At 71.5% G+C, this 17,074-nt stretch carries 10 protein-coding genes; 5 read left to right on the top strand and 5 right to left on the bottom strand.

The features are described from left to right. Window positions 1–97 precede the first annotated feature (97 nt). On the bottom strand, window positions 98–1,093 hold the full coding sequence (locus OG413_RS19310) for a LacI family DNA-binding transcriptional regulator (RefSeq protein ID WP_266810244.1): 996 nt from the start codon (window positions 1,091–1,093) through the stop codon (window positions 98–100). A gap of 437 nt (window positions 1,094–1,530) precedes the next feature. Here OG413_RS19310 and OG413_RS19315 point away from each other — a divergent pair, with 437 nt between their 5' ends. Further along, window positions 1,531–2,976 (top strand): RICIN domain-containing protein, encoded by a 1,446-nt coding sequence (locus tag OG413_RS19315; protein ID WP_266807159.1) that lies wholly within the window; start codon window positions 1,531–1,533, stop codon window positions 2,974–2,976. 154 nt (window positions 2,977–3,130) lie between these two features. Then, the gene (locus OG413_RS19320) at window positions 3,131–5,290 is read left to right on the top strand and encodes a glycoside hydrolase (protein ID WP_266807160.1); all 2,160 of its coding nucleotides are present in this window, start codon (window positions 3,131–3,133) and stop codon (window positions 5,288–5,290) included. Window positions 5,291–5,385: 95 nt separating this feature from the next. Here OG413_RS19320 and OG413_RS19325 read toward each other — a convergent pair whose 3' ends face one another. Beyond that, window positions 5,386–7,137 (bottom strand): beta-galactosidase family protein, encoded by a 1,752-nt coding sequence (locus tag OG413_RS19325; protein ID WP_266807161.1) that lies wholly within the window; start codon window positions 7,135–7,137, stop codon window positions 5,386–5,388. 267 nt (window positions 7,138–7,404) lie between these two features. Between OG413_RS19325 and OG413_RS19330 the strand changes: the two genes are divergently transcribed. After that, window positions 7,405–8,679, top strand: coding sequence for an MFS transporter (locus OG413_RS19330; RefSeq protein ID WP_266807162.1), 1,275 nt, complete (start codon window positions 7,405–7,407; stop codon window positions 8,677–8,679). Between the two features lie 29 nt (window positions 8,680–8,708). On the opposite strand, the gene OG413_RS19335 is transcribed toward OG413_RS19330, so the two are convergent. The 3 genes from OG413_RS19335 to OG413_RS19345 all read right to left on the bottom strand — a co-directional run bounded on the left by OG413_RS19335 (window position 8,709) and on the right by OG413_RS19345 (window position 11,886). Then, window positions 8,709–9,032: an alpha/beta fold hydrolase gene (locus OG413_RS19335; RefSeq protein ID WP_266807163.1), complete on the bottom strand. Its 324-nt coding sequence runs from the start codon at window positions 9,030–9,032 to the stop codon at window positions 8,709–8,711. 63 nt (window positions 9,033–9,095) lie between these two features. Continuing rightward, window positions 9,096–10,439 (bottom strand): carboxyl transferase domain-containing protein, encoded by a 1,344-nt coding sequence (locus OG413_RS19340; RefSeq protein WP_266807164.1) that lies wholly within the window; start codon window positions 10,437–10,439, stop codon window positions 9,096–9,098. Next, complete coding sequence (locus OG413_RS19345) at window positions 10,432–11,886, bottom strand: acyl-CoA synthetase (RefSeq protein ID WP_266810245.1); 1,455 nt, start codon at window positions 11,884–11,886, stop codon at window positions 10,432–10,434. Before OG413_RS19345 ends, OG413_RS19340 begins: the two co-directional genes overlap by 8 nt. 488 nt (window positions 11,887–12,374) lie before the next feature. Here OG413_RS19345 and OG413_RS19350 point away from each other — a divergent pair, with 488 nt between their 5' ends. Then, window positions 12,375–14,837: a carbohydrate-binding protein gene (locus OG413_RS19350; RefSeq protein ID WP_266807165.1), complete on the top strand. Its 2,463-nt coding sequence runs from the start codon at window positions 12,375–12,377 to the stop codon at window positions 14,835–14,837. A gap of 7 nt (window positions 14,838–14,844) precedes the next feature. Beyond that, window positions 14,845–17,040: a ThuA domain-containing protein gene (locus tag OG413_RS19355; RefSeq protein ID WP_266807166.1), complete on the top strand. Its 2,196-nt coding sequence runs from the start codon at window positions 14,845–14,847 to the stop codon at window positions 17,038–17,040. The last annotated feature ends 34 nt before the right edge of the window (window positions 17,041–17,074 follow it).

A 17,074-nucleotide genomic window follows, 5' to 3' on the forward strand; every position in this document is an offset into this window, starting at 1 on the left:
ACACGGACACGGACACGGATACGGGTCCGGCACACCGGACCCGGGCCGTCCCGGCCCACTGAGCCCGGTCACCAGGAGTCGGGCAGGTGCCCCCCGGTCAGACCATGCGACCGGCTCCGGGTGGCGCGGTACTGGAGCGAACGGTGAGAGCGGGTTCCACGGCCAGTCGGCGCGGCCCCTCGGCCCTGCCGTCGATCTGGTCCAGCAGGAGGGTGACGCAGTGCCGGCCCACCAGGTCGAAGTCCTGGTGCACCGTGGTCAGGGGCGGCTCGAAGAACGCCGACTCGGCGATGTCGTCGAAGCCGACCACGCTGACCTCCCCGGGCACGTCACGACCGGCTTCGTGCAGCGCGCGCATGAGCCCGAGCGCCATCTGGTCGTTGGCCGCGAAGACCGCGGTCACGTCCGGGCGTCCGGCCAGCTCGCGACCGGCCCGGTACCCGGACTCCGCCGTCCAGTCCCCGTGCCGCACCGGCGGTACCGGTGCGCCGACGGCCTGGAGCGTGGACCGCCAGGACTCGGCCCGGCGGCGGGCGGCGAAGGAGTCGCCGGGGCCGGCCAGGTGCCAGACAGTACGGTGGCCGAGTTCCAGCAGGTGGGTGACCGCGCTGCGGGCGCCGAGCGCCTGGTCGAAGTCGACGTTCGGATAGCGGTGCCCGGCGTCGCCGTCGGCGACGACGACCGGCATCGTGGGCGGCAGATGCAGCGAGGGGGTGTCGAGCATCTGCGACTCGACCAGCACGATGCCGTCGACGGACTGAAGCATCAGATGCTGGAACGCCTGCTGCACCGCGGCCTCGGTCTGAGCCCGTACGCCCATGAAGTTCACGGAGAAGTCGGCCTCGCGCGCGGCGTCGGCGATGGCGCCGAGCGTCCGTGCGTTGCCGTGCGCGCCCATGTCGAAGCTGACGACACCCAGGGCGCCGAATCTGCCCGTCACCAGCGCGCGGGCCGCGGTGTTGGGGCGGTATCCGAGGGTCCGCATCGCGGCCAGCACCTTCTCGCGGGTGGTCGCGTCGACGTTCGCCCGGTGGTTGGCCACGCGTGAGACGGTCTGCGAGGACACTCCGGCCAACGCCGCGACGTCCGCCATGGAAGGCCATTGCCTGGGCGGCCGGGAGCGTGGCGACCGGGTCTTCTTCTCCGTCGTCATGCAGCCGTCCTCGAACCCCGGAAGCCCTGGAAGGGCGCACATATAGCGGCGTATGACCGCATGTGCATGTTGGCGCAAACACGACTGACGGTCAAACCGGTGGGAGTTCCTGTCCGAATCCTTGACAGGCCCCCGGGGTGCTTCCACACTCTCACCGAAGCGCAGGTGTTAACGCAAACATAACGGGAGTGATTCGCTGCCTTAACACGCCGTGCATCCTCCGACGCGTACCGGACCCGCTCCACCCGGACCCGCTCCACCCGGGCCGCTCCCGGCGCGGGGCACGGCACGACTGCGCGCCTCACCACCGATTGGCCATGTCCGCGCCCCATGCGCGAACTCCCCCCTGTCCGCAGACAGTCAAGAGGTACGTCATCATGCGACGCCAATTCCCTGGTACGGCGAGAATCCTCACCGTCCTGTCCGCCCTCCTGCTGGCCCTCCTCAGCGGGATCGGCACCGCTCAAGCGGCCCCGGTCGCCATCACCAACGCCACCCAGTTCAGCGATCCGAACGGCAACCCCGTGCACGCCCACGGTGGCGGGGTCGTCAAGGTGGGCCAGTACTACTACTGGTTCGGTGAGGACCGGAACGCCGACAACACCTTCCGGTACGTCTCCGCCTACCGTTCCACCGACCTCAGGACGTGGGAGTTCCGCAACCACGTCCTGACCCAGGCCACCGACCCGGAGCTCCGGTCCGCCAACATCGAGCGCCCCAAGGTCATGTACAACAGCGCCACCGGCCAGTTCGTGATGTGGATGCACAAGGAAAGCGCCACCGACTACTCCGAGGCCCGTGCCGCGGTCGCCGTCTCCTCCACGGTGGACGGCGACTACACGTGGCGCGGCAGTTTCCGCCCGCTCGGCCACATGTCCCGTGACATCACCACCTTCGTGGACACCGACGGCTCGGGATACATGATCTCGGCGGCGAACGAGAACGCGGACCTGCACGTGTACAAGCTGACTCCGGACTACACGGCCGTGGAGTCCCAGGTCCAGAAGCTCTGGGCGGGCCAGTGGCGCGAGGCACCGGCCATGTTCAAGCGCAACGGCGTCTACTTCCTGCTGACTTCCGGTGCTACGGGGTGGTCGCCGAACCAGCAGAAGTACGGGACCGCCACCAGCGTCACGGGTACGTGGAGCGGTCTGACGGACATCGGGGATTCCTCCACCTACCGCACCCAGACCGCCTTCGTGCTCCCGGTCCAGGGAACCAAGGGCACGAGCTACCTCTACATGGGTGACCGCTGGGGCAACTCCATGGGCGGTACGGTCAACGATTCCCAGTACGTCTGGCTGCCGCTGAAGTTCCCCACCAGCACCACCATGACCATGGACTACTCCCCGACCATCACCGTGGACACCGCGACCGGGACCGTCGACGGCATGAAGGTGGCCTGGGAGACGCTGACGGCCCGCAACAGCGGCAAGTGCGCCGATGTGGCCAACTTCGACATGGGTGACGCGGCGCAGCTGGTCCAGTGGGGCTGCGGCTGGGGCGTCAACCAGAACTTCTGGTTCAAGAAGCTCGGCACCGGCCATGTCCAGATCATGGCCAGGCACAGCGGCAAGTGCCTCGACATCAAGGGTGCTTCGGCCGCGGACGGCGCGTTCGCCGTGCAGAACACCTGTGACGGCCGGACGTCCCAGCAGTGGACGATCCAGTCGACGGACACCGCGGGCCACGTCCGGATCGTCGCCCGCCACAGCGGCAAGTGCCTGGACGTGGTGAACCAGTCGACCGCCGACGGCACCGCCCTGGAGCAGTGGACCTGCAACAACGGCGACAACCAGAAGTGGAGCCGCTCGGCCGTCTGACCGGAGCCGGACCCCCGCGTGGCACGTCATCGGCGTGCCACGCAGCCGGCCGCGCGCGGGGGCCGCCGTCGTCCATCCCGGCAGCACGGCGTCCCGTACCCCGCGATCGGTCGGACCACCGCACTTCACGCCCCCCATCACCAGGGAGCACTACGTGAGTTCCACTCGTACGCCCTCCGCACCCCGCCCTCGCCACCGCTCCGGCGCCCGCCGCCCCGCTGTGCTCCTCGCCTCCACCGGCGCCGTGGCCGTCCTCGTCGTGGCCGGTCTCACCGCACCTCAGGCAACGGCGGCCGACACCTCGGCCGGATCGCTGACGATCCGCCTCGACCCCAGTTACCAGCAGCCCGCCTTCGAGGGATGGGGCACCGCCCTCGCCTGGTTCGCCAACGTCACCGGCGGATGGCCCGAAGCCCAGCGGAACCGGCTGGCGGACGACCTCTACGGCGCGAACGGGCTCGGCTTCACCATCGCCCGCTACAACATCGGCGGCGGCGACAGTCCCGAGACCACTCCCTATATGCGCGCCGGAGCGGCGATACCCGGGTACTGGAACCGGCCGGGACCGGAGACCCCCGACTGGTGGGACCCGGCCGACGCCGGCCACTGGAACCCGAAGGCCGACGCCAACCAGCGCTGGTGGCTCACCGCGGCCAAGGCACGCGGCGCCCGGACCTTCGAGGCGTTCTCCAACTCCGCGCCGTACTTCATGACCAACAGCGGGCTCGTCTCCGGCGCCGCGGACGGCTCGCAGGACAATCTCCGCTCGGACCAGTACGACAGGTTCGCCGCCTATCTGTCGGGCGCCCTCCAGCGCGCCCAGGACGCCACCGGCGTGAAGTTCGACTCCGTCTCGCCGGTCAACGAGCCGAACACCGGCTACTGGCGCGCCGGTGGTGGTCAGGAGGGCTCGCACTGGGGCCCGGACTCGCAGGCCCGCATGATCTCCGCACTCCGTACGGCCCTCGACGCGAAGGGGGCGACCACCCGGATCGCGGCGATGGACGAGACGAACCCGGGGCTGTTCCGTACGAACTGGGAGGCGTACGCCCCCGACGTCCGGGACTCCGTCGGCCGGCTCAACACTCACACGTACGGGACGAACGGCCGCACCGGGGTGCGGGACATCGCCAAGGGCGAGGCCACTCCGCTGTGGATGTCCGAAGTGGACCTCGGCGGCAGCGTCCCGCAGAGCTTCACCGACATGAGCCCCGCCCTGGACCTGGCCGGCCGCATCAGCGACGACATCAGGGAGCTGGAACCCCGGGCCTGGGTGCTGTGGCAGGCCGTCGAGGACTACGAGAACATGACTCCGGCCCACGAGAACTCCAACTGGGGCCTGATCCAGACGGACTTCACTCCGGCCGACGCGGCGACCGAGCCGCTGCGCAAGAACAAGAAGTACTGGGCGATGGCCAACTACAGCCGCTTCGTCCGCCCGGGCGCCCGCGTCATCAACACCGACGACACCCACACACTGGCCGCACTGCGCCCGTCGGGACAAGGCACCGTCGTCGTCCACACCAACACCACCGGCGCGGACCAGGACCTCACCCTCGACCTGAGCGGATTCCGGACCGTCGGCGGGGCCCCCGTCGAGCGCTACACCACCGACGCCACCAGGAACCTCCGGCGCGGGAGCGACCTGACGGCGACGGGCAAGACCTTGAAGGCGACCGTCGGGGCCGGTTCCGTCACGACGTTCGTCCTGCCGGGAGCCACCGGCGTGAACACCGCCGCCACCACGGCCCCCACCGGCGCACCGCGCCAACTGGTCAACGACAACAGCGGTATGGCGCTCACGGCCGCCACGGTCGACGGGACGAGCACGCCGGTGCAGAAGACGTCCGACCCCGCCGACGCCGCTCAGCGGTGGACCTTCACCAAGTCCGCCTCGGCCGACTGGGGCAACACCGCCGCGTACCGTGTCACCAACGTCAAGACCGGCAAGGCGCTCTCGGCAGCGGGGGGCGCCCTCGCCTTCGCGGCCCCCGGGTCCGCCACCCGGCAGCAGTGGATCCGCTCCACCACGGGCGACGGCCACACCACCCTGATCAACAGGGCCACCGGCGAACTCCTCGACGTCACCGGAGCCGCCACGCATGACGGAGCTCCCGTCGGGGTGTACCGGCCCACGACGGGCGGCAACCAGTCCTGGACCTTCCCCGGTGCCGCCGCCGACACCGGGAAGCCGTCGGCACTCCGGCACGGCGGGAAGTGCCAGGACGCGGGCGGCGGCTCGACCGCCGACGGCGCGGCCGTGCTCCAGTACAGCTGCGACGGCGGTACGAACCGGCGGCTCAAGCGGGGATGACACCGAACGGCCGGGCATCGACTCCGGGTCGGTGCCCGGCCGTTTGCTGGTGCCCGGCCATCTTCCGGTACTCGTGCCGGACGCCGGTGCTACTCCTACTCCTCGGTGGGGCCGAGGTCGTGCGTCTCCCGGAAGTCGACGGTACGGGCTCGGTGCGCGGCGTGGAGTTCGAGTACGACGATGTCGTTGGTGCCCTGGCGCAGCGCGGGGGCGGGGACGTACAAGGACCGCTGGGGACCTCGGGACCAGTACCGGCCGAGCGCGAATCCGTTGATCCACACGTTGCCCTTGGTCCAGCCGTCGAGGTGGAGGAAGGTGTCCGCCGTCCCGGTGAGTTCGAAGGTGCCGCGGTGGAAGGCCGGACCTGTCGGCGCGGTCGTGGTGGGAGCGAAGTCCAGGGCGTCGAGCGAGGCGAGCGGCAGCGGCCGGTTGGTCCAGCCGACGAGTTCCTCGCCGTCCAGGGTGACCCTGCCGGGCAGGCCCTTGCGGTCGTGGATGCCGGTGCCGTAGTTGACGCGCCCCTGATTCTCGACGAGCAGGCTGAGGACGGAGCCCGCGCGGGGCACCGTGAAGGCGAGGGCGTGCTCGTGGTTCTCCCGCTCCAGGACGCCGACCGGCCGGCCGTCGAGGCAGACCTGGGCACGGTCGCGGACCCGCTCCAGTTCGAGAAGAACCGGTCCGGCGGCCGGCAGCACCGTTTCGTAGAGGACGAACCCGAAGTCCTGACCGAGCTGCTCCATGGTCAGCGGAGTCCGGGACTCGACGGCGTCGCCGAGGACCGGAGCGCACGCGAACAGGCCGACACTCTCCTGCAACGCCACGGTGGCCGGCGAGAGTTTGTCCGCGCGCGCGGGAACGGGCTCCGCCGGGACCGTCGCGTACTTGGCGATGACCTCGCGGAAGGCGGCGAACTTCTCGGTGGGGTCGCCCGCTTCGTCGAGCGGCGCGTCGTAGTCGTAGGAGGTGACGGTCGGCCGGTAGGTGCCCTTGTCGTTCGCGCCGTTGGTGAAACCGAAGTTCGTACCGCCGTGGAACATGTAGAAGTTGACCGAGGCGCCCGAGGCCAGTACCTGGTCCAGCTCCTGCGCCGCCCGGTCCGGGTCACGGACCACGTGGTGACCGCCCCAGCGGTCGAACCAGCCGATCCAGAACTCCGTGGACAGCAGCGGGCCGGTCTCCTGGTGCGCGCGCAGGGAAGCGAGGTTCTGGGCGGAGCGGCTGCCGAAGTTGGCCGTCGCGAGGACCCCGGGCAGCGCGCCGCGCTCCAGGTCGGAGGGCTGGTCGCAGGTGAACAGCGGTACGTCGACGCCGCACCGGCGGAGCGAGCCGGCGAGGTGCTCCAGGTAGGCGGTGTCGTCGCCGTACGCCCCGTACTCGTTCTCCACCTGCACCGCGAGTACCGGTCCGCCCCGCGTGGAGAGATAGGGCCGGAGCGGGGTGAGCAGCCGGGTGAAGTAGTCGTCGGCCGCGGCGAGGAAGCGGGGGTCGCGGCTGCGCAGCCGGATGTCGGGGTCGGCCAGCAGCCAGGAGGGAATGCCGCCGCCCTCCCACTCGGCGCAGATGTAGGGACCGGGGCGGAGCAGGACGTGGAGGCCCTCGGCCGCCGCGAGGTCGAGGAAGGCGGGCAGATCGAGTTCGCCGTCCATGCGGAAGCGGTCCGGTCGCGGCTGGTGGAGGTTCCAGGGGACGTATGTCTCGACGGTGTTGAGCCCCATCAGGCGGGCCTTGTGCAGCCGGTCGGCCCACTGCGCGGGGTGGACCCGGAAGTAGTGCACTCCGCCGGACAGGAGCCGGAAGGGTTCGCCGTCGAGTCGGAATCCGCCGTCGTCGATCTGAAGAACGGACATCTGCTGGTGCTCCTGTGCTGAAGAGGACGCGCGGGTGGTGCGGCGCGCTTCGGCGGAAAAGGCTGCCACCGTATGTTTGCGTAAACACGACAGTGGTGGCAAGCCCTTGCCGAGAGGGGGTCGTCGGAACGCCGATCGCCGCTCGGCGGAGGGCTGCCTCCGGCCTTCGCTGCCTCGGTCTTCGCTGTGGGGGCCTTCGCCGTGGGGGCCGCGGCGGGATGGCCTGAAGCGGGGCGGCCGGCGGTGGGGTGCTCGCTATCATCGCCCGTGACCGAATCGACCGAACAACCTGTATACCGCACGCGCATATTCGCCGACCTGACCCCGCTGCGTACCTCGCCCGACTACCGGCGGCTGTGGTTCGGGAACACGGTGTCCTGGATCGGGCAGGGCATGACGGCACTCGCCGTGTCGCTCCAGGTCTACGACATCACCGGGTCCGCCTTCTCGGTCGGGCTCATCGGGTTCTGTTCGCTCGTGCCGCTCGTCGTGTTCGGGCTGTACGGCGGGGCCGTCGCCGACACCGTCGACCGGCGCAGACTCGGGCTCTTCAGCGCCTCCGGGTCGTTCCTGCTGTCCGTGGGGCTGATGGCCGTGACGGTCGCCGGGGTGGAGCGGGTGGAGCTGCTGTACGCGGTCGTCGCCCTCCAGGCCGTCTGCTTCGCGCTCAACTCACCGGCCCGCACCTCGATGATCGCCCGGCTGCTCCCGGCCGAGCAGCTGCCTGCCGCCAACGCGCTCAGCTCCATGACCAGCACGACCGGGGCGCTCGTCGGCCCGATGCTGGGCGGGCTGATCGTCGGCTGGTGGGGCTACCGGGCCGCGTACACCGTCGACGCCGTCACCTTCACCGCCTCCCTGTACGCGATGTGGCGGCTGCCCTCGATGCTCCCGGACCGGGGCGAGGAGGACGAAGGGGCGGTGAAGAAGCGGGCCTCCGTGCTGGACGGGCTGCGCTTCCTCGGGACCCGGCCCAATCTGCGGATGACGTTCTTCACCGACCTGTGCGCCATGGTGCTCGCCCACCCGCGGGCGCTCTTCCCGGTGGTCGCCGTGGTCTGGTACGGCGGCGACGCGAAGACCACCGGGCTGCTGGTCGCCGCTCCGGCGTTCGGGGCGCTGCTGGGCGGCGTGTTCTCCGGCTGGCTCGGGCGGATCAGGCGGCACGGGCTCGCGGTCGTGGTCGCCGTCGCCTGCTGGGGCTCTGCCATCGCCGTCTTCGGGCTGACCCGGCAGCTCTGGCTCGGGCTGGTCCTCCTCGCGCTCGCCGGGTGCGCCGACACGATCTCCATGGTCTTCCGCAGCACCATGCTCCAGGCGGCGGTGCCGGACGAGATGCGCGGGCGCCTCCAGGGCGTCTTCATCGTCGTCGTGGCGGGCGGGCCGCGGCTCGGGGACTTCCTGGCCGGGTCGGTCGCCGATCTGACCTCCCCGGCCGTGGCCGTCACCGGCGGCGGTGTCGCCTGTGTGGTCGCGGTCTCCCTGCTGGCGCTGCGGTGGCGCGGGTTCCTCCGCTACGACGCGCGGGACCCGCAGCCCTAGCGGAGGGGACGGGGCAGGGATGGCGGCGGTCAGCCGAGAAATGCGGTCAATTCGTTGACGACGGCCTGCGGTTGCTCCTCAGGGATGTAGTGCCCGCAGTCGTCGATCCGCACGACCCGGGTGTCCAGCCCCTTGGCCGGCATGAGTTCGCTCAGGCGCGCGTAGGTCTCGGCGCCGCCCGCGAGGACGAGGAGCGGGGTGGTCACCGGGCCGTAGCTCTTCTGGTCGGCGATGTCGCGGTTGAACGTCCGGTACCAGGCGTTCCCGGCGTGGATCGCCTGGTACGCGTCGGCGTAGGCGTGCGCGTACACGCGGCGGGAGCGCTCGTCTATGGGGCGCGGGTCCTCGGCCATGCGGTCGACGAGCCAGTCGACGAGCAGAAGGCGGAGGCATGGCGTGCGGCCGTTATGCCATGGTCACGCCGTCTCCTCCTCGCCCACGATCGAGCGCGCGATGCCCAGTTCGACCAGGTCCTGCGGACGCAGCCGCAGCTGGTCGGCCGTGGCGCCGGTCTCGGCCGCCGGGCGCTTCAGGATCGCCGCCGCCAGCTCGGGGGCGATGACGGAGAAGTAACTGTCCGGTGTGACATGGGTGTTGTCCGGCGCCGCGAGGGCCAGCGCGCCGCCCGAGCCGCCCTCGCCGATCAGCAGGGTGGTCACCGGCACCCGGGCCTCCGCGATCGCCGCGAAGGTGTCGGCGATGGCCGCACCCGCGCCCGCCCGTTCCGCCTCGGCGTCGTTCGCCGCTCCGGGGGTGTCGATCAGGGTGAGGACGGGTACGCCGAGCCGGTCCGCGAGCCGGATCACCCGGGCCGCCGTGCGGTACCCGGCCGGACGGGTCGCGGTGCCGCACTGGGCGACGTACGCGACCGGCCGGTCCCCGCGCAGCCCGAAGCCGCACAGCAGCCCCGCGTCCGTGCCGCCGCACCGGTCACCGACGAGCGGCAGCAGATGGTCGAAGTAGTCGTCCAGATACGCCGCGGCGTGCGGCCGCCCCGTCGCGCGGGCCTGCTCCACGGCGTCCCGGCCGGTCTCCGGGAGGCCGGTTGCCGAGAGCGCGCGCGGCACCGGCGCGGCGGGCAGGGCGTCGTGCGGCCCGAGCGCGAGCAGCCAGCGGGCCACCGTCCCGGCCAGCTCGCCCGGCGCGACGACCGCGTCGATCTGGCCCGCGGCCAGCTGACCCTCGGCGGTGTACGCGTACGGGTCCGCGTCGGCGGGCCGCACCCGGGACCCGGCGAACCCGACCTGCGCGCCCGGCAGCGCCAGCACCACATCGGCGCCCGCGCCCACCGTGGCCCAGCCGCCGCCGGTCGTGGGATCGCGCAGCACCGCGATCTGCGGCAGTCCGGCGGCGCGCAGCCGGGCCGAGGCGCGGGCCACCCGCTGGAGCTGGGTCAGCGCGACCATGCCCTCCTGCATCCGGCTGCCGCCCGTCGCGACGAGGGCGACCAGCGGGACGCGCCGCTCCAGCGCCAGCGCGTACGCGGCCTCCAGCCGGTCCCCGGTGGACTGCCCCAACGAGCCGCCCAGGAAGCCGAATTCGAAGGAGATCAGCGCGCACGGCCGTCCGCCGACCGCGCCGGTGCCGTATACGACGGACTCCTCCTCGCCGGTACGCGCGGCGGCGCGGGCCCGTGCCTGCCCGTACCCGGTCCAGGCGAGCGGCCCGTCGGCCGGGGCGGGGCGCCCGGGAGGCGGGTGCTCGTCGAAGCCGGCGGTGACGGCGGCGATGGCCTCGCGGGCCGTCATGCGGCTAGACATGGAGCGACCTCTTCATGATCTTGCCCAGGTCGTTGCGGGGCAGGGCGTCCAGGTAGCGCACGGTGCGCGGGCGCTTGTGCGGGGCCAGCTGGGCGGCCACATGGTCCGCCAACTCCTGTTCCGACGGGGGTGATCCGGGGTCGGACGGCACCACCCAGGCGACGATCCGCTCACCGAGGTCCGCGTCCGGTTCGCCGGTGACGGCGGCCTCGCGGACGCCCGGGTGTTCCAGCAGGGCGTTCTCGATCTCGCCCGCGCCGATCTTGTAGCCGCCGCTCTTGATCAGGTCGCTGCCCTTGCGGCCGACGATCCGGACATAGCCGTCCGGGTCCAGGGTGGCCACGTCGCCCGTACGGAACCAGCCGTCCTCGGTGTGCGCGGAGGCCGTGGCGTCGGGGCGGTTGAGATAGCCGCTGAAGAGGTTCGGGCCGCGGACCTGGATCTCGCCGATGGCCGCGGGGTCGTCGAGCACGGTGCCGTCCTCCTCGACCAGCCGGAGTTCGACGCCGGGCAGTGGCGGGCCGACCGTGCCGGGGCGCGGTTCGCCGTCCGCCCGGACACCCGTGTTCATCAGGGTCTCCGTCATGCCGTACCGCTCGATCACCCGGCGGCCGGTCGCGGCCGCGATCCGCTCGTGGTCATGGACCGGCAGCGCGGCCGAACCGGACACCAGCAGCCGGGCGTTCGCGAGCGCCCGCGCGAGGCCGCCGGACGAGGACGGATCGGCAAGCGCTTCCGCCAGCCGGTGGTACATCGTCGGTACGCCGAACAGCATCGTGCCCCCGGCGGACAGCTCCCGGGTCACGCCCTCGGTGGAGAACCGGCCGAGGTGGCGTACCGAACCGCCCCGGCGCAGCGGGCCGAGGACGCCCAGGATCAGACCGTGCACATGGAACAGGGGCAGGGCGTGTACGAGAACGTCGTCGGCGGTCCACTGCCAGGCGTCCTCCAGCGCGTCCAGCGAGGCGGCGATCGCCCGCCGGGGGAGGATCGCGCCCTTGGGCGGGCCCGTGGTGCCGGAGGTGTAGACGATCAGCGCGGGGGACTCGGGGGAGGGCTCGGGGAACGCGGAGCCGGCCGGACCCGCGTCCGTGCTCACATCCACCCGCTCCAGTGCGGCCAGCGCGGGCGGCAGTACGTCGGCGGCCGAGGCCAGCACCATCGAGGGCGCGCTGTCGGCGATGATGTGCGCCAGCTCCCGTTCGCCCGTCCTCGGGTTCAGCGGTACCGCGGGCACCCCCGCCCGCAGGGCGGCCACCACCGCGACCGCGGTCCGCGCGGTGGGTGTGGCCCATACCGCGATCCGGCCCGCGCCGGTGATCCGGGCCGCGAGCGCGTCGGCGGCCGCGGTCAACTGCGCGTAGGACAGGGAGTCTTCGTCGAACCGGACGGCTTCGCGCGCGGCGTGCGGGCCGGACGCGTCCTGGAGTGCGGGAAGAAGTGACATCACCCTGCGAACCCTAAGGGCTGTCCGGTCGTCCCCGGCGGGCGCGCGACGACAACTACGGCGCCTCGCCGCACGGTCCAAACGTATGGGCGCGTCCGGCGGGCGGACCGCCGAACGTAGGGGCGCGTCCGGCAGGCGGACCGCTGCCGTCCGAGCGCGTCCAGCGGGCGGACCAGGGGTGACGGGGCGGCCCTGGTCAGGCGTGAAGCGCTTCCGTCTCCCGAAAACACCCTCGTACCACCCTCCAAGGGCTCCGAACCGGCGCGCGGATGGCTGCACGGGGCATCCGGCGGAGATTTGGATACAGCATTGACAAATTAATTCCACGTTGCCAGCATGCAAAAAGTTCACTTCGGTCGAGCATCTCGTTGCGGACAGACAGAAAAATCCTGTCCGTTGCTCCCCGCCGCCCGGCCGCACCCGCACGTCGCAAAGCGCGACAGCGCCTTGCCTGACAACCCCACGCACCGTCAGGAAGGAAAGCGTTCATGTCTTTGTCCCCCTCGCTGTGGTCCAGAGCGGTCATCGCCCTCACCCTGGTGGCCACCGGCGGCCTCGCCGCCGGTACCGCGATGGCCGAGCCCGCCGCCCCCACCGCGATCCAGGCCCCGGCCGACATCCCCGCCGCCGACTACCAGCAGGTCCAACTGGCCCTGGGACCCGACGAACTGGGTGAGGCCATGTCCCTCGCCGTCCTCCCGGACAAGTCCGTCGTGCACACCGCCCGGGACGGCACGGTCCGGCTGACCGACGCCTCCGGAGCCACGAAGACCGCCGCCAAGCTCGATGTCTACACGCACGACGAGGAAGGGCTGCAAGGAGTCGCGGCCGACCCGGACTTCGCGAACAACCGCTACCTGTACCTGTACTACTCACCCAAGCTGAGCACGCCGGCGGGCGACGCCCCCGTCACCGGAACCGCCGCCGACTTCGAACCGTGGAAGGGCCACCTCAACCTCTCCCGGTTCACGCTGAAGACCGACGGCACGCTGGACAAGGCCGGCGAGAAGGTCGTCCTCGAAGTCCCCAACGACCGGGGCCAGTGCTGCCACGTCGGCGGCGACATCGACTTCGACGCCACCGGGAACCTCTATCTGACCACCGGCGACGACACCAACCCGTTCGAGTCCGCCGGATACGCGCCGATCGACGAACGCGCCGCACGCAACCCGCAGTTCGACGCCCAGCGCTCCTCCGGGAACACCAACGACCTGCGCGGGAAGCTCCTGCGGATCAAGCCCACCGCCGCGGGCGGCTACACCGTCCCGGCGGGCAACCTCTTCGCCCCCGGCACCGCGCGGACCCGGCCGGAGATCTACGCCATGGGCTTCCGCAACCCGTTCCGGATGTCCGTCGACAAGCCCACCGGCACCGTGTACATCGGGGACTACGGACCTGACGCGGGCACCACCGACGCCGCCCGCGGCCCCAGCGGCCAGGTGGAGTTCGACCGCGTCACCGGCCCCGGCAACTTCGGCTGGCCCTACTGCACGGGTACGAACACGGCCTCGGAGACGTACGGCGAGTACACCTTCCCCAGCGGCCCGGCCGGTGCGAAGTACGACTGCGCGGGCGGCCCGGCCAACAACTCCTTCCGCAACACCGGACTGCCCAAGCTCCCCGCCGTGAAGCCCGCCTGGATCAAGTACGGCGGTGACGCGGGCTCCCCGCCGGAGTTCGGCGGCGGCTCCGAATCGCCGATGGCGGGTCCCGTCTACCGCTACGACGCGAACCTCGACTCGTCCGTGAAGTTCCCCGCCTCGCTCGACGGCCGCTTCTTCGCCGCCGAGTACGGCCGCAAATGGATCAAGCCGATCGAGGTGAAGTCCGACGGATCGCCCGGGGTGATCGAGACCTTCCCCTGGACCGGGACCCAGGTCATGGACTCCGCGTTCGGCCCGGACGGTGCGCTGTACGTCCTGGACTACGGCACCGGATCGGGCAATCAGGCGCTGTACCGCGTCGAGTACCTGGCCGGCAGCAACCGTTCACCGGTCGCCAAGGCCGCCGCGGACCGCACCTCCGGGCCCCTCCCGCTGGCCGTCGCCTTCACGGCGGCCGGGAGCACGGACCCCGAGGGCGGAGCACTGCGCCACGCCTGGGACTTCGGTGACGGAGCCACCTCGACCGAGGCCGCACCGCACCACACCTACACCACCGCCGGAACCTACCGCCCGACCCTGACCGTCACCGACCCGGAAGGGCTCACCGCGACGGCCAGCCTCGTCGTGTCGGCGGGCAACACCGCCCCCACCGTCACCCTGAAGACCCCCGTGGACGGCGCGCTCTTCTCCTTCGGCGACTCCGTGCCCTTCACCGTCACGGCCACCGACCCGGAGGACGGCACCGTCGACTGCGCGAAGGTCAAGGTCACCTATCTCCTCGGCCACGACAGCCACCGCCACCAGATCACCTCGAAGAACGGCTGCTCCGGCACCATCGACGTGCCCGTCGACGGTGAGCACGACAGCGCCGCCAACATCTACGGGGTCTTCGACGCCGAATACACCGACGCGGGCGGACTGACCACCCACAGCGACAGCATCCTCCAGCCCCGCCACCGGCAGGCCGAGCACTTCGCGGCCCAGTCCGGCACCGAGGTCGCCCAGCACGGACCCGCCGAGGGCGGCGCCACCGTCGGCTTCACCGACAACGGTGACTGGGTCTCCTTCGAGCCGTACGCCCTGGGCAACGCGAAGCGTGTCTCGGCCAGGGTCTCGTCGGCGGGACCCGGCGGCACGATCGAACTGCGCGCGGGCTCGGCCACCGGCACGCTGCTCTCCACCCTCGCCGTCACACCCACCGGCGGCTGGGAGACGTTCAAGGACGTCTCGGCGGACGTGAAGAACGCGCCCGCCGGATCCACGAAACTCTTCCTCGTCTTCAAGGGCGTCACGGGCCAGGGGAACCTGTTCGACGTCGATGCCTTCACCTTCGCGACGGAAGGGTGACCGACTCATGAGACGCCAACTGGCCCGCCACGCACGCCGGATCGCCTGCGCCGCCACCCTGGTCGTCGGCGCCGCGCTCCTGGCCCCCGCCCCGGCGGGAGCCGCCGAGGCCGCACCCGCCCCGGCCGCCGACCCGTACGACGTGCTGGTCTTCTCCAAGACCGCCGGATTCCGGCACGACTCGATCCCGGCAGGCATCACCGCGATCCAGCAGCTCGGCGCGGCGGACGGCTTCACCGTCCGGGCCACCGAGGACGCCGGTGCCTTCACCCCGCAGAATCTCGCCGGGTACGAGGCGGTGGTCTTCCTCAGTACCACCGGCGACGTCCTGAACACCGCGCAGCAGGACGCGCTGTCGGCCTACGTCGAGGGCGGCGGCGGATTCGTCGGCGTCCACGCCGCCGCCGACACGGAGTACGACTGGCCGGCGTACGAGAAGCTCGTCGGCGCCCGGTTCAAGAGCCACCCGGCGATCCAGCAGGCGAAAGTCGTCACCGAGGACCGCGCCCACCCGGCGACCGCGCACCTCCAGGACGTCTGGACCCGGACCGACGAGTGGTACAACTACCGCACCAATCCCCGCCAGGACGTCCATGTGCTGCAGAGCCTGGACGAAAGCAGCTACACCGGCGGCGAGATGGGCGGCGACCACCCCATCACCTGGTGCCACCCGCAGCAGCAGGGCCGGTCCTTCTACACCGGTCTCGGCCACACCGCCGAGTCCTACAGCGACCCGTCCTTCCGCCAACTGCTGCTCGGCGGCATCCAGTACGCCGCCGGAGCGGTGCCGGCCGACTGCGGCTCCGGCACCCCGGACCCCGGGGGCCGGACCGTGGAAGCGGAGTCGTACACCTCCGCGTCCGGTGTGCAGAGCGCCGGGCACGCCGGGGCGGGCGGCGGTGCCACGCTCGGGTACATCGACCACGGTGACTGGGCGGGCTACGCCTCGGTCGGCACGGCCGGGGCCACCTCCTTCACCGCGAGGGTCTCCTCGGCCGGGGCGGGCGGCACCGTCGAGGTGCGCTCCGGGTCGGCCACCGGGCCGCTGCTCGGATCGGTGGCCGTCGCCCCGACCGGCGGCTGGGAGACCTTCACGGAGGTGACCGCCTCCCTCACCGCCACCGGCTCGGGCCCCCTGTTCCTGAGGTTCACCGGAGGAGCGGGCGCCCTCTTCGACGTCGACTACTTCACCCTGGGCACCGAGGCGCCGAAGGTGAAGGGCTCGTCCGATGTGCACCTCTTCTACTACCCCTGGTACGGCAACCCCGGCACGTACGGCAGCTGGCGCCACTGGCAGCAGGGCGGTCGGACCCCGCCGGAAAGCATCGGCGCCGACCTCTACCCGAAGCTCGGCCCGTACGACTCCGGTGATGTCGCCGGGGCCGTCGAGCAGCACATGAAGTGGATCGAGCGGTCGGGCGCCGGTGTCCTCGTCTACAGCTGGTGGGGACAGGGGGGTTACGAGGACTCGCTCGCCGGGCGGGTACTGGACGCCGCGGCCCGCCACGGGATCGAGGTCGCCTGGCACATCGAGCCGTACAGCGGCAGGACGGCGGCCTCCGTGGTCGACGACATCGCCTATCTGAACGGGAAGTACGGCAGCCATCCCGCCTACTACCGGGACGCCGCGCACGGGAACCGCCCGGCGTTCTACATCTTCGAGAGCCTGAAGATCCAGGACTGGTCGGCCCTGGACGCCGTCCGCGACAGCGCCGTCGTCCTCGCCCAGACCACCGACACCACCAAGGTCGCCCACTTCGGCGGGATCTACACCTACGACGGCATCGCCGGTGCCACGGCCCCCGGCTGGAAGCAGGCGGGGGACTACGCCAAGGCCAATGGGCTGGTCTGGGCGCCCTCGGTGGCCCCCGGGTACGTCGACGACCGGGCCGTGCCCGGCAACACCACACCCACCCTGGGCCGGGAGAAGGGTGCCTCCTACGACCTGGAATGGAGCAACGCGCTCGACCCGGCCATCGGCGGATCGCCCACCTGGGTCTCCGTCACCTCCTTCAACGAGTGGCACGAGGGCAGCTCGATCGAACCGGCGTCGAGCACCCCGCCCGCCGGACACGGCTACCAGACCTTCGACGGCGCGTACGGAAAGACCGGGGCAGCCGCCGAGACGGCCTACCTGGACCGGACGGCCTACTGGGTGAAGCAGTTCACGCAGCGGCGCGCGGCGACTCCCGCCGCACGCTGACCGCCCCACGACGAACGGCAGCGTCCCGGCGGGG

This window comes from Streptomyces sp. NBC_01433, from assembly GCF_026340105.1.
GTDB lineage: Bacteria > Actinomycetota > Actinomycetes > Streptomycetales > Streptomycetaceae > Streptomyces.

Bases quoted from the DNA above. Each gene is read 5' to 3' on its own strand.
- OG413_RS19310 (WP_266810244.1), bottom strand. From the start codon at position 1,093: ATGGCGGACGTCGCGGCGTTGGCCGGAGTGTCCTCGCAGACCGTCTCA.
- OG413_RS19315 (WP_266807159.1), top strand. From the start codon at position 1,531: ATGCGACGCCAATTCCCTGGTACGGCGAGAATCCTCACCGTCCTGTCC.
- OG413_RS19325 (WP_266807161.1), bottom strand. From the start codon at position 7,137: ATGTCCGTTCTTCAGATCGACGACGGCGGATTCCGACTCGACGGCGAA.
- OG413_RS19335 (WP_266807163.1), bottom strand. From the start codon at position 9,032: ATGGCCGAGGACCCGCGCCCCATAGACGAGCGCTCCCGCCGCGTGTAC.
- OG413_RS19340 (WP_266807164.1), bottom strand. From the start codon at position 10,439: ATGTCTAGCCGCATGACGGCCCGCGAGGCCATCGCCGCCGTCACCGCC.
- OG413_RS19345 (WP_266810245.1), bottom strand. From the start codon at position 11,886: ATGTCACTTCTTCCCGCACTCCAGGACGCGTCCGGCCCGCACGCCGCG.
- OG413_RS19350 (WP_266807165.1), top strand. From the start codon at position 12,375: ATGTCTTTGTCCCCCTCGCTGTGGTCCAGAGCGGTCATCGCCCTCACC.
- OG413_RS19355 (WP_266807166.1), top strand. From the start codon at position 14,845: ATGAGACGCCAACTGGCCCGCCACGCACGCCGGATCGCCTGCGCCGCC.